At 73.6% G+C, this 17,324-nt stretch carries 13 protein-coding genes and 1 pseudogene; 9 read left to right on the plus strand and 5 right to left on the minus strand.

Annotated elements, in window-relative coordinates; all coding sequences use genetic code 11:
* The first annotated feature begins 10 nt into the window (after nucleotides 1-10).
* A complete protein-coding gene (locus AB0E90_RS36345; protein WP_360416071.1) occupies nucleotides 11-2,965 on the plus strand; it encodes an FtsX-like permease family protein in 2,955 nt (984 codons plus the stop codon).
* On the plus strand, nucleotides 2,962-5,961 hold the full coding sequence (locus tag AB0E90_RS36350; protein ID WP_360416073.1) for an FtsX-like permease family protein: 3,000 nt from the start codon (nucleotides 2,962-2,964) through the stop codon (nucleotides 5,959-5,961). The genes AB0E90_RS36345 and AB0E90_RS36350 overlap by 4 nt, the downstream gene beginning before the upstream one ends.
* Nucleotides 5,962-6,519: 558 nt before the next feature.
* Here AB0E90_RS36350 and AB0E90_RS36355 read toward each other — a convergent pair.
* Together AB0E90_RS36355 and AB0E90_RS36360 are read right to left on the minus strand one after the other, a co-directional pair.
* Nucleotides 6,520-7,596, minus strand: coding sequence for a hypothetical protein (locus tag AB0E90_RS36355; RefSeq protein ID WP_360416075.1), 1,077 nt, complete (start codon nucleotides 7,594-7,596; stop codon nucleotides 6,520-6,522).
* Nucleotides 7,593-7,946 (minus strand): PadR family transcriptional regulator, encoded by a 354-nt coding sequence (locus tag AB0E90_RS36360; protein WP_360416077.1) that lies wholly within the window; start codon nucleotides 7,944-7,946, stop codon nucleotides 7,593-7,595. Before AB0E90_RS36360 ends, AB0E90_RS36355 begins: the two co-directional genes overlap by 4 nt.
* 88 nt (nucleotides 7,947-8,034) lie before the next feature.
* Here AB0E90_RS36360 and AB0E90_RS36365 point away from each other — a divergent pair, with 88 nt between their 5' ends.
* On the plus strand, nucleotides 8,035-8,904 hold the full coding sequence (locus AB0E90_RS36365; protein WP_360416079.1) for an alpha/beta hydrolase: 870 nt from the start codon (nucleotides 8,035-8,037) through the stop codon (nucleotides 8,902-8,904).
* A gap of 82 nt (nucleotides 8,905-8,986) precedes the next feature.
* Here AB0E90_RS36365 and AB0E90_RS36370 read toward each other — a convergent pair.
* Nucleotides 8,987-9,520: pseudogene (locus tag AB0E90_RS36370) on the minus strand (NAD(P)H-dependent oxidoreductase); the annotation flags it as partial.
* A 51-nt stretch (nucleotides 9,521-9,571) separates the two neighbouring features.
* Here AB0E90_RS36370 and AB0E90_RS36375 point away from each other — a divergent pair.
* Genes AB0E90_RS36375 through AB0E90_RS36385 form a run of 3 tightly spaced genes read left to right on the plus strand, consistent with a single transcriptional unit; the run spans nucleotide 9,572 to nucleotide 12,186 of the window.
* Nucleotides 9,572-11,167, plus strand: a complete 1,596-nt coding sequence (locus AB0E90_RS36375; RefSeq protein WP_360416081.1) for a methyl-accepting chemotaxis protein — start codon at nucleotides 9,572-9,574, stop codon at nucleotides 11,165-11,167.
* Between the two features lie 32 nt (nucleotides 11,168-11,199).
* Nucleotides 11,200-11,544, plus strand: coding sequence for a metalloregulator ArsR/SmtB family transcription factor (locus AB0E90_RS36380; RefSeq protein WP_360416083.1), 345 nt, complete (start codon nucleotides 11,200-11,202; stop codon nucleotides 11,542-11,544).
* A gap of 9 nt (nucleotides 11,545-11,553) precedes the next feature.
* Nucleotides 11,554-12,186 carry an SRPBCC family protein gene (locus AB0E90_RS36385; protein WP_360416085.1) on the plus strand — a complete coding sequence of 211 codons (633 nt, stop codon included), beginning with the start codon at nucleotides 11,554-11,556 and terminating at the stop codon, nucleotides 12,184-12,186.
* A gap of 4 nt (nucleotides 12,187-12,190) precedes the next feature.
* Here the strand turns inward: AB0E90_RS36385 and AB0E90_RS36390 are convergent, their stop codons facing one another.
* Complete coding sequence (locus AB0E90_RS36390; RefSeq protein WP_360416087.1) at nucleotides 12,191-14,092, minus strand: AfsR/SARP family transcriptional regulator; 1,902 nt, start codon at nucleotides 14,090-14,092, stop codon at nucleotides 12,191-12,193.
* A 50-nt stretch (nucleotides 14,093-14,142) separates the two neighbouring features.
* On the opposite strand from AB0E90_RS36390, the gene AB0E90_RS36395 reads away from it, so the two are divergent.
* The 3 genes from AB0E90_RS36395 (at nucleotide 14,143) to AB0E90_RS36405 (ending at nucleotide 16,474) form a co-directional block, all read left to right on the plus strand.
* Nucleotides 14,143-15,012 carry an alpha/beta hydrolase gene (locus AB0E90_RS36395; protein WP_360416089.1) on the plus strand — a complete coding sequence of 290 codons (870 nt, stop codon included), beginning with the start codon at nucleotides 14,143-14,145 and terminating at the stop codon, nucleotides 15,010-15,012.
* 70 nt (nucleotides 15,013-15,082) lie between these two features.
* Complete coding sequence (locus AB0E90_RS36400) at nucleotides 15,083-15,586, plus strand: RICIN domain-containing protein (RefSeq protein ID WP_360416091.1); 504 nt, start codon at nucleotides 15,083-15,085, stop codon at nucleotides 15,584-15,586.
* Nucleotides 15,587-15,640: 54 nt separating this feature from the next.
* The gene (locus tag AB0E90_RS36405; protein ID WP_360416093.1) at nucleotides 15,641-16,474 is read left to right on the plus strand and encodes a sugar nucleotide-binding protein; all 834 of its coding nucleotides are present in this window, start codon (nucleotides 15,641-15,643) and stop codon (nucleotides 16,472-16,474) included.
* On the opposite strand, the gene AB0E90_RS36410 is transcribed toward AB0E90_RS36405, so the two are convergent.
* Nucleotides 16,460-17,197: a VOC family protein gene (locus AB0E90_RS36410; protein WP_360416095.1), complete on the minus strand. Its 738-nt coding sequence runs from the start codon at nucleotides 17,195-17,197 to the stop codon at nucleotides 16,460-16,462. The two genes, AB0E90_RS36405 and AB0E90_RS36410, sit on opposite strands and share 15 nt — an antisense overlap.
* Nucleotides 17,198-17,324: the final 127 nt, after the last annotated feature.

Genomic DNA, 17,324 nt, shown 5'->3' on the forward strand with positions numbered 1-17,324 from the left:
AGCGGGCCGGATGTACTTCGTGAGCTGGGGCGCGGTACGCCGCCGTACGACTCAGGCCGCCCTTCTCACCCTCCTGGCCGCGCTCGCCGCGGCCGCCGCCACCGCCGGGGTCTGGTACGGCCTGACCGTCGCCTCCCGGGCCGCCGGCGCCGAGGTCGCCGCCCGGCCCGCCGCCCAGCGGGTCGTCACCGTCCATCAGCAGATCAACTCCGCCGGTGACCCGCGCGCGTCGCTCGACGCGCTCGCCGCCACCACCCGCGGCCTGCTCCCACTGCCCGGCGTGACGCCGATCCTCGGCGTCGCCCACGAGACGCTCTACACCGACCGGCTGCACGGCTACGCGCCGTCGGGCATGCCGGTCGCCTACCGCGACGGCCTCTGCGAGCACGCCCGGATCACCGGGGCCTGCCCGTCCACCCCGGACACCGTCGTGATCAGCGCCGACGCGTCGCGACGGATCGGCGTCAAGACCGGCGACACCATCGAGGTGCGGCCGGAGGGCGCGGGCGGGGTGCTCCGGCTGCGGGTCTCCGGGGTGTACGCCATCACCGGCGCCGACGAGCAGTACTGGACCGACCCGCTGTTCCGCGCCCAGGGCGACCTCGACCCGCTGTTCACCACCCTGGACACGTTCCGGGAGCCGTCGCTCGGCCGGCCGACCCTCGCCGTCGCCGTGCCGGTGCCTCTTCCGTTGCTGCGCGGCGACCACAACTACGACCTCAACGGGGTGCTCAACGAGGCCGGGCCGCGGTTCGCCGCCGCCCAGCTGGAGCTGGACAACCCGACCGGTGAGCTGTTCGACGCCGTCCTGGCCGACCGGCGCACCGTCATCATCGGCGTGCTCGCCGCCCTCGCGCAGGTGCTGGTGCTGGCCTGGTTCGCGCTCGGCCTGGCCGGCCGGCTGACCGGGCGGGACAGGCGGGCCGACGCCGGGCTGCTCAAGCTGCGCGGCGCCACCGGCGGTGGGCTGCTGCGGCTCGCGGCCGGCCAGCATCTCGTGCCGCTCGTCGTGGGTGCGGTCGCCGGGCTGCCGATCGGGATCGTCGCGTCCCGGCTGGTCGCGGGGGAGCTGCCGGTGCGCTCCGAGTGGTGGCTCGCGCTGCTGCTCGCGGCCGGCGCGATCCTGGTCGTCGAGCTGATCGGGCTGCTGGTGCTGGTCGGCGTGGACGGGTTCGCCCAGCGGGCGCCGGTCGTCGCGCTGCTGCAACGGGTCTCCGGTGCGCGGCGGGACTGGCGGTCCCGCTTCGTCGACGTCTTCTTCGTCGCGCTCGCCGCCGGCGCCGTCTACCAGGCCCGCACCGGCGGACCGGACAGCGGCCTCGGGGTGGCGGCGCCCGGCCTGGTCGCGCTCGCCGTCGGCCTGCTGCTCGCCCGCTTCCTGCGCTGGGTCGCGGACCGGATCGGCGGGGCGGCGGTGCGGGCCGGTCGGTTGCGGCTCGGGCTCACCGCCGTACAGGTGTCCCGGCAACCCGGCACCGACCGCGTCTTCGCCCTGCTCGTCGTCGCGGTCGCGCTGCTCGCGCTGACCACCGGCGGCCTCGCTGCCGGGCGCACCGAGCGCGCCGCCCGCTCCGACGTCGAACTCGGCGCCGCCCGGGTCCTCACGGTCAAAGCACAGAGCCGGACCGCACTGGAGTACGCCGTGCGCCGCGCCGATCCGGGCGGGAAGCAGGCGATGGCCGTCGTGGTGGACACCACCGCGGCGCCGCCGGTCCTCGCCGTGGACAGCGCCCGGCTCGCGGCGGTGGCGCGGTGGCGGCCCGAATACGGTCCGGTCGGCGCCCTGGCGGCCGCGGTCGCCGCCGTACACCTGCCGCCGTCCGCTCCGCTGATCACCGGCCGGACCCTGGCCGTCACGCTCGACCGCGGCGCCGGCGGACCGGAGCTGCTCGGCGCGATCCTGCAGCACGAGGGAACCGGCGACGGGTTCCGGGTCGAGTTCCACGGGCTGCGCACCGGCACGCAGACGGTCACCGCCGACGTGACCCGCTGCGCCGTCGCGCCCGGCTGCCGGCTGGTCGGCTGGCAGCTCTTCCCGGCCGCCGGGGGCCTGACGATCCGCTCGGTCGGCCAGCAGTCGCCGGCCGCCGTGCTGCTCGACGCCACCGCCCTCGCCGACGTCGGCCGGTGGCGGGCCGGCTTCACCGGCGTCGTCGCCCGCATCGCTTCCACCGGCGGCCTGGCGCTGGGCGCCGACGGGACGTCCGGCACCGAGGTGTACGCCGTCGACGCGCCCCTGCCGGTGCCGATCGTGCTGGCCGGCACCCGTCCCGACCAGTGGCGCTTCGACGACGCCATGTCCGGGCGCTTCGGCGGCACCACCACGCCGGTGCGGCTGGCCGCCACCGCGTCGGTGCTGCCGGTCCTCGGCCGCGACGGCATCCTCACCGACCTCGACACCGCCCGCCGGGTCGCCGGGGACGCCGACCTGGGCGGCACCTTCCAGGTGTGGCTGGCCGACGGCGTCCCGGCGTCGCTGATCGACGCCCTGCGCGACAACGGTCTGGCCGTGCTCGCCGACCGCACCGCCGCGGCCCGCACCACCGCCCTGGCCACCGAGGGCCGGGTGATCACCTCGTCGTTCGGCCTGTTCGCCGCCGGCCTGGCCCTGCTCGTCGCGGCCGCCATGATCGGCATCGTGGCCGCCGCCGAACGCGCGCCGCAGCTGGCGATGCTGCGCGCCCTGCGCGTCCAGGGCCTGGACACCGGCCGCGCGCTGATCGCCGGTTACGCCGGCGCCGCCGCCCTGGTCCTCGCGGGAGTCGCCGGTGGAGTGCTGGCCGCCCTCGTCGCGCGGCCGGCGGCCGCGGTAACCGCCCCCGCATTCCCGGACGGCTGGCGGGTCATCCCACCACCGGGCGTGGTCGACGGCCCGGTCCTCGCGGCCGCCGCCGGCATCGGCCTCGCCGTCTTCGGGATCGCCGGCTGGCTGTCCGTGCGTGGCCTGCGGGGAGGCGCCCGATGATCGCCCTTGTGCTCGCCATGGTGTGGACCCGCCGTGGCCAGGCCGTCACGCTGGCCCTGCTCACCATGTTCGGGGTGGCCGCTTCCGTGGCCGCCCCCGCCTACCTGCGCGCCGCCGACCGGGCCGTCGCCGCCGGGCAGGTCAGCGCGGCCGACGCCGCCTCCTCCCGCAGCCTCACCATCACCGCCCACCAGCACGACGCGCGACCGGGCCGGGCCAAGCCGGACGCGGTGAAGGCCGACGTCAAACTGGCCGAGACCGGATCGTCGCTGGCCGCCGTCCCCGGCTTCGACTACGTCTACGCCGCCGAATACCCCACCCTCGGCATCGAGAGCACCGACAAGATCCGCACCCGGTTCGCCTACCGGCAGGACGTCTGCGCCCACCTGACGATGACCGCCGGGCGCTGCCTCATCGGCGAGTCCGACATCGTCATCGGCGAGCAGACCGCGCAACGCCTCGAGCTCGCCCCCGGCGACCAGATCAACCTGACGTTCGCGGTCTGGAACGCCAGCCCCTTCGTCATGGCCTTCGAGCCGGCCGGCACCGGCAAACGCTTCCTGATCAGCGGCGTCTACCGAGCCACCGACCCCGGGCAGGCCTACTGGGGCACGCACAACTACTTCGGCGCCGACACCGGCGGCCGGGCCGGCGAACCCGTCTTCGTCACCAACGCGTCCCTGACCGCGATGGACCACGGCGCCGCCGACCTCAGCCTCGACGGGGGCGCCTCACCCGGTGCCCTGACCGTCGACAACCTGCCCGCCGTTCGCGACGGGCTCGCCCGGCTGCAGTCGCGGGCCGGCGCGCTGGGCGCCGGCGTCCAGATCGAGACCGGCATCCCGGCCCTGCTCGCCCGGATCGACGACGGCCGCTCCGCCGCCCACCGCATCGTCCCGGTCCTCGCCGTCTGCCTGGTGCTGCTGGCCTGCCTCACCATCTTCCTGGCCGTCGGCTACGGCACCGAGGGCCGCCGCCCCGAGCTCGCCGTGGTCGCGCTGCGCGGCGCCCGCTGGGGCCAGCGCTGGTGGCTGGCCACCGGCGAGAACCTGGTCGCGATCCTGGCCGGCACCGTCCTCGGCTGCCTGGCCGGGCAGTTGCTGGTCGATGCCTTCGCGGCCTGGCGGTTCCGTGGCATCGGCGCCGACCCCGGCCTAGAAGCGCTGCGCTGGGCGCCGTTCGCCGCCCTGGCCGCCGTCGTCACCGCGCTGCTCGCCGAACGCCGCCAGATAGGCCGCCCGGTCGCCGAACTGCTGCGCCGCGTCCCGCCCAACCCGCGCCTGGCCTCCGCCATCGCGACCGAGGCCATCGTCGTCCTGCTCGCCGTCGTCGCCGTCCTGCAGCTTGCCATCGGTGACGGCGGCCTCGACGGCGTCGGGGTGTTCGCCACCGGCCTCGTCCTGGTCGCCGCCGCACTGGTCGCCGCCCGGCTGCTGCTGCCGTGGGCCACCGTCTTCGCCCGCCGGCAGCTGCGCGACGGCCGGCTCGCCGCCGCCATCGCCGCCTTCCAGCTCTCCCGGCGCCCCGGCGGGGCACGGCTGTTCGCGCTGCTCACGGCGGCCGTCGCGATCATCGGGTACGCCGCGGCCGCCGTCGACGTGGGCGCCCGCGGCCGCGAGGTCCAGGCCGGCATCGGCACCGGCGCCGCCCAGGTGGTCTCGGTCGGCCCGATCAGCCGGCAGGGCCTGCTCGCCGCCGTGCGGGCCGTCGACCCGGGCGGCCGGTTCGCGATGGCCGCCGTACGCCTGCCGGCCTCGAAGGGCCAGCCACCGGTGCTCGCGGTCGACACCGCCGGCCTCGCCTCGGTCGCCGAATGGGGCGGCCACCGGCCCGACCTGCGCGACCTCCAGCCGGCCGCCGCCGTGCCGGTCGTCCTGCGCGGCCCGCGACTGTCGCTGGACATGACCACCACCGGCCTGACCGTCGGCAAACCGGTGCTGGCCACGATCGTCCTCGCGCCGGCCGCCGGCCCCGCCGACGAGGCGGTCGAGCTGGGCGAACTGCGGACCGGGCGGCACACGTACGCGTTCGACACCCCCGCCTGCGCCGGCGGCTGCCGACTCAAGGCGCTGCAGCTCGCCGGCCGGGCAGGCTCGCTGGACCTCACCGGCCGGCTCACCGTGCACGCGATGACCGGGGTGGACCCGTCGGCGCTGACCGCCGCGACCGGCTGGCGGATCAGCGAGGGCGGCAAGCTCACCGTTGCTCCCACTGGCTTGCAGGCCGAGATCACCTCCCTCAACGGCCTCCCCAGCGGTACGTTCCTGCAGCCCGCCGATTTCCCCGACCCGCTGCCGGTAGCAATCGCGGGCGACGCGGCCCGCCCCACCGTGATCGGCTTCGACGGCCGCGCCCTGCCGATCGCCCGCGCGGCCCGGATCCCCGCCGTGCCCGGCCTCGGCGCCCCCGCCGTGCTGGCCGACCTCGACTACGCCGACCGCGCCGCCACCGACGACGCCCCCGCCACCAGCGCCCAGGTGTGGCTCTCCCCGGCCGCCCCCGCCGACGCCCTCGACCGCCTGCGCGACCACGGCCTGGTCGTGACGTCCGACCTGCGGGCCGGCCAGGTGCGCGCCCAGCTCGACGAACAGGGCCCGGCCCTGGCCCTGTGGTTCTACGTCATCGTCGCCGGCCTGGCCGTCGCGCTGGCCGCCGGCGCCCTGATCCTGGCCGCCGCCGTCGACCGTGCCCGGCGCGTCGAGGACCTCACCGCCCTGCGCGGCCAGGGCCTGACCCGATCGGCCGTGCGCCGCGCAACACTGTGGACCTACCCCGTCCTGGTCGGCGCCGCGGTGCTGGCCGGCACCGCGATAGCCCTGCTCGGCTGGCGCCTGACCGGCTGGGCCCTGCCCTTGGCCGGCCTGAACCCACCGTCCCTCCCGCTACCCGCCCTCCCACGCTTCACCACGCTGTTGATCACCGCTTTGGCGGCGTTCGTGATCTTGGCGGGCGTAGCAGTCCTGGCCGGCCGCCGAACCTTGCGCGCGATCCGCTGACGATCCGCACGGTGAGATCAGGCCGTCTTCCATGTTGTCGGGGTCGCGGGGTGCGTTTGAGGCACCGACATCAAGGAAGCCGGGCCCGGCGGCAGCCGTGTTCCGATCTTGGAGACTTGCTGTTCGGTCGGCGCACCAAGTCGCCAAGATCGACGGATGGGCGGGGGTGAGGCGCGGGGTGCGTGTCTGCCCCAAGTTCCCGTGCTGCGCCGCCGCTCCGATCTTGGCGATTTGGTGTCCGGTCCGTGCGCCAAGTCGCCTAGATCGGCGGATGGGTGGGGTCGGGGGCGGGGTGCGTGTCCGCCCCGAGCTTCCGTGCTGCGCCGCCGCTCCGATCTTGGCGATTTGGTGTTCGGTCGGCGCGTCAAGTCGCCTAGATCGGCGGATGGGCGGGGTCGGGCGCGGGTGCACACCCGCCTCGCGCTTCCCGCCCCAGCTCCGGTCGTGAGGCCGTTCCTGGATAACGGGGTCTGCGGCGGAGGTTGAGGGCCCGGCATCAAGGAAATCGTGCGCTTCGGGCCGGTTTTGAGGTGGTGGCGGGCCGATGTCTTGTCGGCGTTATGGCACGAATTCTCGTTCCACGGCTGGGTCGTCGGCCGGGCGGCGGGCCAGGAGGGCGGCCACCAGCGCGACCGCGAGCAGCAGGAAGCCCAGGAGGCCGCAGCCGAAAGCGTAGGTCACGGAGTAGGCCCAGAAAGGCTCTCCCGGTGGGCCGTCCGCGGCGAACTGGACGGCGAGGATCAGGTACGCCGCCAGCGCCTGGGGGAGCAGCAGCACCAGGGCGCAGGATGACGGCAGCCAGGTCAGGGTGCGGATTGCGGCGCCGGCTTGTTCCGTGCGGCGGCTTGCCCAGCCGGTCAGCAGCCAGCCGAACAGGGCGCCGGTCAGCAGGCCGAGCACCGTGGCGGCCTGCACATATCCCGGGGTCAGCCGGTCCAGGGTGGCGGTCGCGTCGAAGCCGCCGGGTGGGGTGCCGACCACGTCGGTGCTGGTCTCGATCTCCAGGGCCAGGCCGTCGCGGGTGGCCGTGAAGCTGCGGCCGGTGTCGTCGACCTGGCCGGTGGCGATCGTCGTCGGGCCGGTCACCCGGGCCTCGCTGACCTGCCAGCCGGCCGCGACCAGGCGGCCCTGGGTGGCGGCGGTCCAGGTCGGATAGTCGCCTAGCAGGAAGCGGGGCTCCGGGTAGATGCCGAGCGTGGCGAACGCGAAGTCCTCGTCGTGGCCCTGGAGGAAGACGTCGAGGGTGGAGCGTTCGGAGACGTCGAAGAACAGCTCGTCGGTGTCGAGCTCATGCGTCACGGGCACGGCGGGATAGATCGTGCCGGAGATCTCGGCCAGGGTCGCGCCGGTCGGATAGCCGGGCACCAGCTCCCAGGCCAGCCGGGTCGCCACGGATGCCCCGACGAAGCCGGTGACCAGGGCGATCAGGGTGGCCAGGACCACCACGCCGCGGCCGGCCGGGCGGCCCAGCCGGGCGCGCAGCCCGTGCCGCAGCAGGTTGGCCGCCTCCCGCGCGGTGGGTCGGCGGCGGCCGGCGGGCGCCGCCTCCAGCAGGGTGTCGAGCATCTCGTCGCGGCGGCGGCCGGGTGGATAGACCCGCAGCAGCAGCCGATAACCGGCGGCGAGGCGGCTCATGCCGGGGCCTGGCCGGGGTGGAGGCGGGGCTGGGGGCGGGTCGCGAGCTGGTGGCCGGCGGTGCGGGCGTTGCGGGCCAGGCGGCCGATCTCCTCATTGAGGGCAAGGACGCCGCCGTCGGTGAGGCGGTAGTAGCGGCGGTCGCGGCCGTCGACCTTTTCGTCGCGGTCGACCTCGATGACGCCCTCGGCGGCCAGCCGGTCGAGCGCCGCGTAGAGCGTGCCGGCCTGGAGCGTCACCTGGCCCTCGGAGAGGCCGCTGACCTCCTGGATGATCCCGTAGCCGTGCCGCGGTTGCTGGGCGAGGGCGGTCAGGATCCAGAAGGTGGGTTCCCGCATCGGCTTGGCCATGCCAGGCAATATAAAGATGATCTGAGTATCGGTCAATCGCTCGATGCGCAAGGATGGACGCGTACGCGATGCATCGAGGGGAGTGGCTGTGGCTGAGGTTCGCGCCAACGGAGTCGACATCTGGTACGAGACGGTCGGCAATCCCGAGAATCCGGCTCTGTTGCTCGTCATGGGCCTCGGTGCGCAGCTGATCGACTGGCCGGCCGGGTTCGTCGAGCAACTGGCCGGGCGCGGGTTCCACGTCATCCTGTTCGACAACCGCGACGCGGGGCTGTCGTCGGGGCTGGACGAGGCGGGGCTGCCCGACCTCCCGGCGATCATCGCGGGTGACCGGTCGACGGCGGCCTACTCGATCGCCGACCTCGCCGCCGACGCCGCCGGGCTGCTCAAGGAGCTGGGCGTCGAGCGGGCGCACGTGGTGGGGGTGTCGATGGGCGGGATGATCGCCCAGCAGCTGACGCTCGATCACCCTGAGCTGGTGGCCAGCCTCGCGTCGATCATGTCGACCACCGGGGCGCGTGGGGTGGGCCGGCCCACGCCCGAGGCGCAGGCGATGCTGATCCGGCCGCCGGCGGCCGACCGGGCCGCGGCCGTCGCCGGCGCGGTGGCGTCGGCGCGGGTCGTCGGGTCGCCGGGCTATCCGGCGCCGCAGGCCGAGGTGGAGCGGCGGGCGGCGGCCAAGTACGACCGGGGTTACCGGCCGCAGGGCACGCTGCGGCAGTACGCGGCGATCATCGCCTCGCCGGACCGCACGCGGGGCCTGGGCGAGGTCACCGCGCCGACCGTGGTGATCCACGGGGCGGACGACCCGCTGATCACGCCGAGCGGGGGCGAGGCCACGGCGGCCGCGGTCCCCGGGGCCGAGCTGCTGGTCATTCCGGGCATGGGCCACGACCTGCCGGCCCAGCTGTGGCCGCAGATCGTGGACGCCGTCGTCACCAACGCGCGCCGGGCCTGAAATCGGGGCGCGCTCGGCATGAGCAGGTGGGGGCGGCCGCCGTGCGGTTGCCGGCGGCCGGCCGCGTATATCTGAAAGGGGGTCAGCCGCGCAGCGGTTTGAGGGCGGCGGCCACCTTGGCCAGCTCGTCGAGCATGAGCGTGGCGGCCTGCTCGGTGGTCTCGGCCGGGTCGAACTTGCCGTCGACGATCTGGTTCATGACGAACGGGATGTTCACCGCCTGGGCGATCATGAAGATGTTCAGGGCGTAGGTGACGCCGTGCACGGCCACCGCGGAGCGCGTGCCGGCCGAGACGCCGCCGTAGCTGACCACGCTGGCGGCCTTGTAGCGCCACTCCCGGCTCAGGTAATCGAGGGCGTTCTTCAGCGACGCGCTCAGGCCGAAGTTGTACTCCGGGATCACGAAGATGAACGCGTCGGCGGCCGCGACCTTCTCGGACCACCGCTTGGTGTGGTCGTGCTGGTAGTTCGCCAGGCGCGGGTGGTGCGGCTCGTCGAGCAGCGGCAGGTTCTCCTCGGCCAGGTCGGCCACCGACACTCCGAAGCCGCCATGGGCCTTCGCCGCGTCGACGAACCACTGCGAGACCGGCAGGCCGTTACGGCCGGGGCGGGTGCTCGCGACTACTACATAGGGTTATTTCGTGTTCCGGCGGCGGAGGGAACGAGGATGAGTGGCGGGCGCGGTTTTGCCAACCTCAGTGTCCAGTTCAAGATCGCGATCATCTCGGTGATCGGCGTGGTGATGGCGCTGGTGATCGGGTTCCAGGGGCTGCACGCGCTGGCCGGCGCGTCGGGCGCGGCCAACAAGATCTTCTCCGGCAACCTCGCCACCGCCCTCGCGCTGGAGGATGTCGGCACCGCGATGACGCAGACCCGGCTGATCCTGGCCAACCAGCTGATCTCGCTGGACAAGACCAACACCGACGCGGAAACCGCCAAGTACAAGCAGAGCATCGTGGATGCGGCCACGGCGCTGACCGCCTACCGGGCCAGCGAGCCCGCGGCCGAGGACGCGCAGGTCGCGGAGCTCGAGCAGACCTGGTCGCAGTACGTCACGATCGCGACCGGCAAGCAGCTGGTCAACGGCGCGCAGAAGAACATCGTGGCGTGGCAGAAGGTCCGGGACACCGAGATCAACCCGCTGATCACCACGCTCAAGGCCGAGCTGCTGGCACTGCGCGACGCCGAGAACGCGCAGGCGTCGGCGTCGGCGAAGGGGGCCCGGCACGACTACAGCCGCAGCCGGCTGATCACCATCCTGCTCCAGGTGTTCGGCTCGCTGGCGGCCCTCGCGCTCGGCTTCTGGATCGCCCGCGGTATCGTCCGTTCGCTGCTGCGGGTCAAGGACGTCTGCGACAGCCTCGCCGCCGGCGACCTCACCCACTCGGTCGGACTGAGCAGCACCGACGAGCCGGGTCAGATGGGTCGCGCCCTCGATGAGGCGATGCACCGGCTGCGCGCCACCGTGTCCACCATCGACAGCTCGGCCGGGTCGCTGGCCGGCGCGTCCGAACGGATGAGCGGCGTGTCCAGCAAGATCGCGTCGTCGGCCGAGCAGACGTCGGTGCAGGCGCAGGCGGTGTCCGCGGCGGCCGAGCAGATCTCGCGCAGCGTCGACACGGTGTCGGCCGGCAGCGAGCAGATGGGCGCGTCGATCCGGGAGATCTCGCTGAACGCCACCGAGGCCGCGCAGGTCGCCTCGGAGGCGGTCGGCCTGGCCGGGCGCACCTCGGAGACGATGAACCAGCTCGGCGAGTCGTCGTCGGAGATCGGCAACGTGATCAAGACGATCACCGCGATCGCCGAGCAGACCAACCTGCTCGCGCTGAACGCGACGATCGAGGCGGCCCGGGCCGGCGAGTCGGGCAAGGGGTTCGCGGTGGTGGCGTCCGAGGTGAAGGACCTGGCCCAGGAGACGGCGCGGGCCACCGAGGACATCTCGCAGCGGGTGTCGGCGATCCAGTCCGACACGCGTGGCGCGGTCACCGCGATCGAGGAGATCAGTCACGTGATCGCGCGGATCAGCGACTTCCAGACCACGAGCGCGTCGGCGGTGGAGGAGCAGACCGCGACGACGGCCGAGATGAACCGCAGTGTCGGCGAGGCGGCGGCCGGCTCGAACGAGATCGCGCAGAACATCACCGGCGTCGCCGAGGCGGCCCGGATGACGACCGCGGGCGTGCGGGAGTCGCAGCAGGCCACGTCCGAGCTGAACCGGATGTCGGCCGAGCTGACCTCACTGGTCTCCACATTTAGGTACTGACTTATATAAGAGTGATCTGATAGCGTGCACCCGTGCACGCGTTCGATGTCCTCGGCGACCCGGTTCGCCGCCGCATCCTGGAGCTGCTCGCCGACGGCGAGCTCTCCTCCGGTGGGGTCACCGAGGTCATCCGGGCCGAGTTCGGCATCTCCCAGCCCGCCGTCTCTCAGCACCTGAAAGTGTTGCGGGACAACGGTTTCGCCACCGTGCGGCCGGACGGCGCCCGCCGCCTCTATGCGGTCGACGACACCGCGCTGCGCGAGGCCGATGCCTGGCTGGGTCGGTTCCGCCGGTTCTGGACGCCGCACCTCGCCGCGATGGCCACCGAGGTGGCCCGCGGCAAACGACAACGACGCCTCGCCGACGAGGGGAACTGACTCATGGCCATGCCCGACGTCCGACAGCAGATCAGCAGCGTGCGGCGCAGTCTCGGCCGCCGCAACCTGGAGGCGGGGGAGGCCCGCGTCTCCACCATCAGCCAGGTCTACGACACCGGCATCGACGACCTGTGGCAGGTCGTGACGAGCGCCGAGCGGATCGACCGGTGGTTCCTGCCGATCAGCGGCGAGCTCAAGGAGGGCGGCCACTACCAGTTCGAGGGCAACGCCGGCGGCACCATCACCTCCTGCGACCGGCCCCGGGGTTACGACGCCACCTGGGAGATGGGCGACCAGGTCAGCTGGATCACCGTGCGGCTGTCCGAGGTCGAGGGCGGCACCCGCTTCGAGCTCGAGCACGTCGCACACGTGAAGGACGAGTGGTGGGAGCAATTCGGGCCGGGCGCGACCGGCATCGGCTGGGACTCCGGGCTGCTCGGCCTCGCCGGTCACCTGACCGACCCGGAGAGCACGCGGCCGACGCCCGAGCAACTGGTCGACTGGGTCCTGGAGGGCGACGGCAAGCTGTTCATGCGGCTGAGCGCGGACGCCTGGGCCGAGGCGTCGGTCGCCGACGGCGCCGACCCGGCGGAGGCCAAGGCGCAGGCCGACCGGTCCTTCGACGCGTTCACCGCTTACTGATCGCTCATCGGTCCAGATAATCCGCGACCGGGCCGAGTGAGATCAGGCCGCTGCCGGCGGCGATCTCCGCGGCGGCCGGTCGCAGGGCCTCCCGAGCGCGGCGCAACGTGGCCTGATCGTCCAGCTGTCTCGCGGCGTGGGCGGTCAGGCACCACAGCGCCTCGGTGAGAAGATCCGGCGGAGGCGCGGGGAGATCTCGCAGCGCCTGTCGCGCTTGATCGACTTTGCCTTCGGCCAGGTGTACGTGTGGGAGCGCCCAGATCTCGTAGGGCCCGAAGTCGTCGCGCACAGCCGGCAGCCCGAGCCGTTTCCGGCGGGCGAGCCCGGCCAGCGCCGTCAGCCCCGCCAGTCCCGGCATCCCCGATTCGTCGAGATCGGCGGGGATCCCGCCCGCCCGCATCGCGCGGTACCCGGCCGTGAAGACCGCCACCAGCGGAAGCTCGTGCTGCCCGGCCAGCGCGTCGGCGCTCGCGGCGTGCTGGTCGGCGGCCGGGAAGTCGCCGAGGGCGCTGCAAGCCTGGATGCGGATCAGATGCCCGAGCACGGCGGAGGGCGCCAGGCCGTGCCGGGCCGACAGGTCGACCAGCTCGGCGCCGATCCGGTCCCGCTCGTTCGCCAGCCCGGCCCGGTGCACCGTCTGCATGAACAGGCCGTTGAGCGCGAACGCGAGCAGCGCGGGATCGTCGAAGTTGCGGGCGAGACCGACCGCCACCTCGGCCGCGGCGCGACTGTCCCAGGTTGCCGCCTCGCCCCGGCATTCCACCGCGATCGTGGCCATGAGCCGGGCGCGAGTAGGAGTGCCGGCGTTCCGGTCCTGGCGCAGGGCGCGGCGGGCGGCGGCCACCACGGCGGCGGCCTGCGCGGGGTCGTCGGAGCGGGTCCAGATCGCCGGCACGTCGTAGGCGCCGATCACCCGGGCGGTCAGGTCCGGGTCGTTCAGCTCCTCGGCGGCGGCGATCGCGGCGGTCCGGTGCCGGCGGGCCGCGGCCAGACCCCCGCCGCCGCCGGTGACCGCAAGGGTGCGCAGCAGGCCCACCGTGGAGTCCAGCCGCGCGCCGGCGCCGGCCGCCATGATCCGGTGGTAGTCGGCCGACGCCTCCGCCCATACCTGATTCGCCGCCTCGGCCGGGCTCTGCTTCGGAGCGCCGCCGGTCTCGCGCCGCGGCTCCGGGCTCAGGTGCGCGGACTGGCGCAGGATGTCGGTCTCGAGCCGGCGCAGCTCCGGGCCCGGGTCCAGGCCCAGCCGGCCGGCGAGCAGGTCACGGGCGCGGCGCAGCACGTCAAGGGCGTCGGCCTGCCGCCCGGTGCGGTAGAGCGCCAGCGCGAGCAGCCGCCACCCCTGTTCGCGCCACGGATGCTCGGTGACGTGGGCGTCCAGGTCGGGGATCGCCCCGGCCGCGTCGCCCGCGGCCATGCGCGCCTCGGCCAGCCGCTCCACGACCGCCAGGCGCAGCTCGGCGAGGCGGGAGCGCTCGGCGCCGGTCCACGGGTCGCCGGCGAAATCGGCGTAGGCGGGGCCGCGCCACCAGGAGAGCGCCGCGGCCAGCACCGCCGAGTCATCTGATGGGGCCGTGTCCTCGAAACGCCAGGCGTCGACCGTGGCCGGATCGGCGCGCAGGGCATAGCCCGGGCCCTCGGTAACCAGCAGGCGGGCCGGGGCTCGGGGCGGCCGGTCCGGTTCGATCGCCCGGCGCAGGGCCGCGACGAACGTGCGTACCGCCGATGTCGCTCCGTCCGGAGGCGCCACCCACAGGTCGGTGACCAGGTCGCCGACCGGGACCACCCGGCCGCGCGCGGCGATCAGCCGCGCCAGGACCGCGCGATGGCGCGGGCCCTTCAGCGCGATCGGCTCGCCCCGGTCGTCCCAGGCCATGACCGGGCCCAGCACCCCGAACGACACCCGCACCCGGCAACCGTACTCATCCGCTGCTCATCGAGGCCCAGCAAGGTGGGGACATGACCGAAACACATCGCATTCCGGTGGCCGACGGCGTCTCGCTGCACACCACGGTGGCCGGCGCGGGCAGCCCGATCGTGCTGCTGCACGGCTTCCCGCAGACCCACCTGATGTGGCGGCACGTGGCCGCCGAGCTCGCCGCCGACCACACCGTCATCTGCCCTGACCTGCGCGGTTACGGTGCCAGCGACAAGCCGGCGGAGACCTCGCCGGACACCTACGCCAAGCGCACCATGGCCGCCGACATCGTCGCGCTGGCCCGTGCGCTCGGGCACGACCGGTTCGCCCTGGTGGGGCACGACCGGGGAGCGCTGGTCGCGATCCGGGCGGCGATGGACCACCCGGAGGTCGTCACGCATCTGGCGTCGCTGGACGTGCTGCCCACCCTCGACATGTGGGACGTCCTGCACGGCACGAGCGCGGCGGTCGCCTTCCACCTCTACCTGATGGCCCAGCCGCCCGGCCTGCCGGAACGCATGATCGCGGCCAGCGCCGACGAATTCTTCGGCTACTTCCTCGACCTGTGGACCCGCGATGCCGCCGCCATCCCGCCGGATGTCCGGGCCGCCTACCTGGCCGCGTGCCGGGGCGCGGTGCCGTCGATCGTGGCCGATTACCGGGCCTCGGCCGGCATCGACGTCGAGCACGACCGGGCGGACCGCGAGGCCGGTCGTCGCCTCGTCATGCCGGTGACGGTCATGCAGCAGGACTGGGGCTCGGCGCTCGGGTTCGACGCGGCCGGGTTGTGGCGGGCGTGGGCGCCGGATCTGGTGCACCTCCCGGTGACCAGCGGCCACTTCATGGCCGAGGAGGCCCCCGCGGAGGTCACCAAGGCGATTCGAGACCTGCTGACGCGCCTTAAAGTATGAAAAAACGGGTAAATACCCTCGGAGCCGCTAGCTTTGCGGTGCCGATCTTCGCGGTACGGGGGTGTTTACGATGAACTTTGTTGCGGCAGTGGCGGCGCTGTCCGTCGCGGTGCCCGGGACAGCCGGGGCCGGTCTGCTCGACCTGGGCTACCAGCTCGTGAACGGCAACAGCGGCCGGTGCCTCACGGTGACCGCCGGCGGGTTGGCCGACAACGCGATCCTCATCCAGAAGGCGTGCGACCGGGACTCGTCGTTCCGCTGGCGGTTCGAGCGGACCGGCGCCGGCTACCGGATCGTCAACGTCAACAGCGGCAAGTGCCTGACCATCGCCGGGGACAGCCGGGAGGACAACGGCTTCGCCGTCCAGAACGGTTGCGGCGCCGGCCCGGCCGACCTCTGGCAGGTCCGCGACCGCAGCGGCCTGACGCTGTCCGACGTGCGGCTGGAGAACGCCCACAGCCACAAGTGCCTGACCATCGCGGGCGGCGGCGTCACCGAGAACGGCATCGCCGTGCAGTACAACTGCGACCAGGAGAGCTCGCGCCGCTGGACGGCCCGCCTGACCGCCCTATAAATGGGCTCCGCAGGGGTGCCGATCCAGTGTGGTTAGTCGCTAAAGTGCGCTCCCATGACCGATCGGATGCTCGTCGTCGGCGCGAGCGGGCACCTGGGCCGCAAGACCGCGGCGCGGGCCATGGCGGCCGGGTGGATGGTCGTCGGCACCTGCTTCAGCTCGGCCGGTGAGCTCGGCGAGGTGCGCCTCGACATCCGCGACGCGGCCGCCGTCCGTGAGCTGGTCCGCCGGGTCTTCCCGAGCGTGGTCGTGCACACGGCGGCCGGCCGCGACGACTGGCGGGTGATCGCGGACGGCGCCGCGCACGTCGCCGCGGCCGCCTATTCGGTGGGCGCCCGCCTGCTGCACGTGTCGAGCGAGGCGGTGTTCTCCGGCCGCGAGGTGGAGTACGACGAGACCGCCCAGCCCGACCCGGTCTACTTCTACGGCGCCGCGAAGGCCGCCGCCGAGACCGCGGTGCGTGCCATCGACCCGGCCGCGGCCGTGGTGCGCACGTCGCTGATCGTAGGCGACGGCCGCGGCGCCCACGAGACCCTCACCCACGACCTGATCGCGGGCCGGCGCAGCGGAGCGCTGTTCACCGACCAGATCCGCAAGCCGGTGCACGTCGACGACCTGGCCGACGCGCTGCTCGAGCTGTCCGGCAACGACTATCGGGGCGTGCTCAACGTCGCCGGCACCGACCCGATCAGCCGTTACGACCTCGGCGTCCTGGTCGCCCGGCGGGACGGCCTCGACCCCGCGCTGATCCCCGCCGCCCGCGCCGCCGACCAGGGCCTGAGCGTCCCGGCCGACCTGCGCCTGCGCACCGGCCGGGCCGAGGCGCTGCTGTGCACCCGGCTGCGCGGCGCCCAGGAGTTCCTGGCCGGCGAGTCAGTCGGCGTCTGACCGCAGGGCGAGCAGGCAGAACTCGTTGCCCTCCGGGTCGGCCATGCAGATCCACGGCACGTCGCCCTGGCCGACGTCGGCGTCGGTGGCGCCCAGGGCCCGCAGCCGCGCCGCCTCGGCCGCCTGGTCGTCACCGGGGTAGGGCAGCATGTCGAGGTGGACCCGGTTCCACACGATCTCGGTTCCCCGGACGAACTCGAGGTACGGCCCGACGCCCTTGGCCGATCGCAGCAGCGCCCGCTCGTCGCTGATCTCGTGCACGGTCCAGTCGACCGCCTCGCCCCAGAACCGGGCCATCGCCCGCGGATCGGCGCAGTCGACCACGACCGCGGCGATCGGCCCGGTGTCCCGGTAGATCTCCCGGGGCTCCAGCACCCGGAACATGTTGCCCTCCGGGTCGGTGAGGACCGTCCACGGCGCATCACCCTGGCTGGTAACGGTGGCGCCGAGCTCCTGCAGCCGGGCGACCAGCTCCGCGTGGTGGGCCGCCGAGGTGGTGGCAAGCTCGAGGTGCGCGCGGTACCGCACCGTCTCCGGGTCCGGGACGATCACGACATCGATGCAGAGCGCGGACGGGTCCGGCCACGCGAAGCCGACCGGCTCGACGTTGGCGACACCCGGCCCCTCGCTGGAGACACCCCAGCCGAGCGCGTCCGCCCAGAACCGGCCGAGCGCCACATCGTCGCGTGCCTTGAAGTTCACCTGAACAAGTCGCAGCGCCATGCGGCCGATCATAAAGAATCTGCCGCATGCTGTCGGATCGGGAGCGATCCGTTCGTGGATCGGTGGAGCGTCTTCAACCGATCATGGACGCCCTCGCTTCTGCTCGCCGTCCCGCATCCCTTGGAAT

Source organism: Actinoplanes sp. NPDC026619 (assembly GCF_040638295.1).
Lineage (GTDB): Bacteria > Actinomycetota > Actinomycetes > Mycobacteriales > Micromonosporaceae > Actinoplanes.